This window comes from Microbacterium sp., assembly GCF_041909575.1.
Classification (GTDB): domain Bacteria; phylum Actinomycetota; class Actinomycetes; order Actinomycetales; family Microbacteriaceae; genus Microbacterium.
The window spans coordinates 1-4,578 of record NZ_JAYRDE010000162.1; the positions used below are offsets into that span (position 1 = coordinate 1).

Here is a 4,578-nt window from a genome sequence, read left to right on the forward strand (position 1 = left end):
CGAAGGACCCCGCTATGACCCGTCAGCCCCTCCAGACCTCGCTCGATCCGTACGAGGTGTGGTTCGTCACCGGCAGCCAGAACCTCTACGGCGAGGAGACGCTGCGTCAGGTCGCGGAGCAGTCGCAGGCGGTGGCCGAGGGGCTGGCCGGGTTGCCGGTGAAGGTGGTCTGGAAGCCGGTGCTGAAGGACTCGGACTCGATCCGCCGCCTGGCGCTGGAGGTCAATGCGCGTGACGACGTGATCGGCGTGATCGCGTGGATGCACACGTTCAGCCCGGCGAAGATGTGGATCTCGGGTCTCGACGCACTGCGCAAGCCGCTGCTGCACCTGCACACGCAGGCCAACGTCGAGCTGCCGTGGGCCGACATCGACTTCGACTTCATGAACCTGAACCAGGCCGCGCACGGCGACCGCGAGTTCGGCTACATCCAGACCCGGCTCGGGGTCGCCCGCAAGACCGTCGTCGGCCACGTGTCGAACCCGGTGGTCGTGCAGCAGATCGAGGACTGGCAGCGCGCCGCGGCCGGCTGGGCCGCCGCGCGCTCGCTCAAGCTCGCCCGGTTCGGCGACAACATGCGCTACGTCGCCGTCACCGAGGGCGACAAGACCGAGGCCGAGATCCGCTTCGGCGTGCAGGTGAACACGTGGGGCGTGAACGAGCTGATCGAGGCGGTGGATGCTGCGACCGACGCCGACATCGACGCGCTCGTGCAGGTCTACCTCGACGAGTACGACGTCGCCGACGACCTCCAGCCCGGCGCCGAGCGGCACCAGTCCCTGCGCGACGGCGCCGCGATCGAGTTGGGGCTGCGCTCCTTCCTCGAAGAGGGCGGGTTCGGCGCTTTCACGACGAGCTTCGAGGACCTCGGCACCCTGAAGCAGCTGCCCGGCCTCGCGGTGCAGCGGCTCATGGCCGAGGGGTACGGTTTCGGTGCCGAGGGCGACTGGAAGACCGCGATCCTCGTCCGCGTCGCGAACGTCATGGGCGTGGGCCTTCCCGGCGGCGCGTCGCTGATGGAGGACTACACCTACGACCTCGTCCCCGGCGCCGAGCGCATCCTCGGCGCGCACATGCTCGAGGTCTCGCCGTCGCTGACGACGTCCAAGCCGCGGCTGGAGGCCCACGCCCTCGGCATCGGCGGCAAGGACGACCCGGTGCGGCTGGTCTTCACCGCCGACCCCGGGCCCGCCCTGGTGGTGGCGATGAGCGACATGCGCGACCGGTTCCGGCTCGTCGCGAACGTCGTGGAGAACGTCGACGCCCCCGACCTGCCCAAGCTTCCCGTCGGCCGCGCCGTGTGGGAGCCCGCCCCGGACTTCGCCACGTCGACGGCGTGCTGGCTCGCCGCCGGTGCCGCCCACCACACCGTGATGACCACCGCCGTGGGCATCGAGGTGTTCCGCGACTTCGCCGAGATCGCGGGGACCGAGCTCGTCGTCATCGACGAGGACACCACCGTCCGCGGCTTCCAGCGCGAGCTGCGGTGGAACCAGGCCTACTACCGACTCGCTCAGGGCCTCTGAGCGAAACCGACCCGACCCGAGGGGGCTCTCACCGATGAGAACGCAACCGACCACGTCCACCCGCCGACCGGCCAGGCGCTCCGCACGGCGCGCGGTCGCGGCATCCGTCACCGCCGCACTGGCGATCTCGGTCATGGGACTCACCGCGCCGCTGGCGGCGAACGCTGCGGCCGTGCCTGCCCCGAGTGCGCACTACGACATGTCCCACTCCGGCTCGAGCCTGCTCGACGTCTCGGGCAACGGCCGCAACGCGACGCTCACAGGGCTGACCGACGCGTCGTTCGCTCAGGCCGGGACCGACGATGTGCTGCGCTTCCGCGCCGACGGCTACGCGGCTCTCCCGCAGGGCCTCGTGACGGCGGCGGACAACAGCTTCACCGTCGAGTACACGGTGTCGACCCAGACGGCGGCGAACCACTTCGGCTGGGTCATCGGCGACGGCGTCGGGCCGTGGAACACGACCCAGCTCGGCAACCACATCTTCCTGAGCCCGCGCTCGTCGCAGGGCGGCTACGCGAACCAGGTGCTCGCGGCGATCCGCGTGAAGTCGGGAACCGACAACGGCGAGACGCGGATGCCCGCGGGCGGCGGCCTGAACCCCGGCTTCACGACGCTCACCATGGTCGGATCGGGGAACACCCTCACCCTCTACCGCGACGGCGCCGTCATCTCGACGCTCACCCACACGCGCTCGCTGAGCTCGATCATCCCGACAGGCAGCGTGCTCGGATACCTGGGCCGCTCGCTGTACCAGGGAGACAGCCTGCTGCGCGCCGACGTCGCGGACGTGAAGTTCTGGGATGTCGCGCTGACCGCCGAAGAGGTCTCGGCGAGCATGCCGACCGCCGCCGAGAAGACCGCCGCCACTGCGGCGCTGCTGCGCGGCGACGTGCTGGCGAACATGCTCGGCTCGAACCCGTCGCTCGACAGCGTCTCGACCAACCTCACGCTCCCGGCGACGGTCAACGGCGTCTCGCTCTCGTGGGCCTCGTCCGCGCCCGCCGTCGTCTCGACGTCCGGCGTCGTGTCGCGGGCGATCACCGAGAACACCGCCGTCACGCTCACCGCGACCACGTCGCTCGGATCGACGCTGACGTTCGACCTCACGGTGCTCGCACCGAACGTCGCCGCCGACCTCGATGCGATCGTGCTCGCTGAGCGCACCACCGAGAACCTGCCGCTCGCGACGACCGGCGCCGTGAACGGCGCGGCCATCACCTGGACCACCTCCGACCCCGCCCTCGTGACGGCGACGGATGCCGCGTACGCCGCGCCGTCGGTCGGCGCAGCCGATCCCTTCCGGGGCGGCGGTCTCGTCACGCGTCCGGCCTACGGCGAGGGCGACCGCGAGGTCACGCTCACCGCGCAGGCCACGCTCAACGGCCAGACCGCGGAGCGCACCTTCGAGGTCACCGTGGCCGAGCTCGGCCGCTGGGCGCCCGACGCCGGCTATGCGGCGGCGTACTTCAAGTCCGACGGCGACGAGAAGATCTACCAGGCGGCCACGTCGGGCAACGACTTCTTCACCTTCTCGCCCGTCAACGGCGGCAACGCCGTGATCACCTCGACCGCCGACACCAAGGGCCTGCGCGACCCGTACATCCTCCGCTCGAAGGACGGCGACAAGTACTACATGGTCGCCACCGATCTCTGCATCAGCTGCGGCACCGGCTGGGGTCCCGCTCAGTCGAACGGCAGCCTGAAGATCGAGGTCTGGGAATCGACCGACCTCGTGAACTGGGAGCGCACCAACGGCGAGAACACCGGCATCACCGTCAACCAGCCCGCGGCCGGCATGACGTGGGCGCCGGAGGCGTACTGGGACGACGAACTCCAGTCGTACGTCGTGTTCTTCGCCTCGCGCCTGTACTCCGATGCGTCGCACACGAACTCCGACAAGCTGTACGCCCGCATGTTCGCCGTGCTGACGCGCGACTTCCGGACGTTCACGTACCCCCCGGCGACGTGGCAGGACACCGGCTACGCGCGGATCGACTCGACGGTCACGAAGATCGGCGACTACTACTACCGCTTCACCAAGAACGAGGAGAGCGGCGCCGCCGGCACGCTGGAGGCCGGGAAGGACATCTTCCTCGAGCGCTCGAAGGTGCTCACCGCGCCGACCACGTCGTCGAACTGGTCGGCCGATCCCGAGACGACGTGGCAGCTCACGGACACGCGTATGACGAGCCTCGAGACCGGCCAGGCCGGTGAGGGCCCCGAGATCACCAAGCTGAACGAGGGCGACCCGAACAACACCGGCGACGGCTACGTCTTCCTGGTCGACAACTACAGTGCCGGCGGCTACCGGGCGTTCGTGACGACCGGCGCGGCGATCGCGTCGAGCCAGCAGTCCAACCGCCTCTCGCAGCGCCCCGAATGGGTCGTCCGCCCGCCCGGCGGCCTGCCGGCCAGCCCGCGGCACGGGGCATTCGTGAGCGTCACCCAGACTGTCCTCGACGCGCTGCACGACTGGGCCGACGTCGCGGCGGTCAGCTCGACCACGACGCTGTCCGCCGACGGCCGCGAGGCCACCGCGGAGGTCGTGGCGGCCGACGGCGGCGACGTCGCCGGCACCGTGACCTTCTCGGGCGGTGCGTGGAGCGAGACGGTCGGCCTCGAGGAGGGATCGGCCAGCGTCGACGTCCCCGCGGGCGTCGCATCGGTCACCGCGCACTACGACGGCTACCGCGACGGGCTCGTGAGCCCGTCGACGTCGTCGGCGGTCGCATTCGGCCTCGAGCTCACTGCGACGGCCACGACCCGCTGCGTGGCGGGCAAGGTCACCGAGATCGTCCAGGTCACGAACGCCGATGACGTCACCGCGACGGTCACCATCGCCGGCCGCTACGGCAGCAAGACGGTGACGATCGCCGCGGGTAAGACCGCGTCGGCGAGCTTCGCCACGCGGGCGATCGCGATCGCCGCCGACGAGGTCGCCGTGACGGCGACGGCCGCCGACGGCCGCACGCACTCGTCGACGGTCGTCGTGGCCGCCGCATCCTGCCAGTAGAAGCGGCGCGCAGGTCCCGCGACCCCGGTCGCGGGACCT

Annotated in this window: 2 protein-coding genes; both read left to right on the forward strand. The window is 70.6% G+C overall.

The genetic code is table 11. The annotated features are described in order from the left end of the window. The first annotated feature begins 14 nt into the window (after positions 1-14). Positions 15-1,526 (forward strand): L-arabinose isomerase, encoded by a 1,512-nt coding sequence (gene araA / locus ACE3O1_RS14900; protein WP_374316381.1) that lies wholly within the window; start codon positions 15-17, stop codon positions 1,524-1,526. 34 nt (positions 1,527-1,560) lie between these two features. After that, positions 1,561-4,539: an immunoglobulin-like domain-containing protein gene (locus ACE3O1_RS14905; RefSeq protein WP_374316383.1), complete on the forward strand. Its 2,979-nt coding sequence runs from the start codon at positions 1,561-1,563 to the stop codon at positions 4,537-4,539. Positions 4,540-4,578 lie beyond the last annotated feature (39 nt).

What these genes read in the sequence shown, in the direction of transcription:
- araA (WP_374316381.1), top strand. Translation starts at nt 15, where the DNA reads ATGACCCGTCAGCCCCTCCAGACCTCGCTCGATCCGTACGAGGTGTGG.
- ACE3O1_RS14905 (WP_374316383.1), top strand. Translation starts at nt 1,561, where the DNA reads ATGAGAACGCAACCGACCACGTCCACCCGCCGACCGGCCAGGCGCTCC.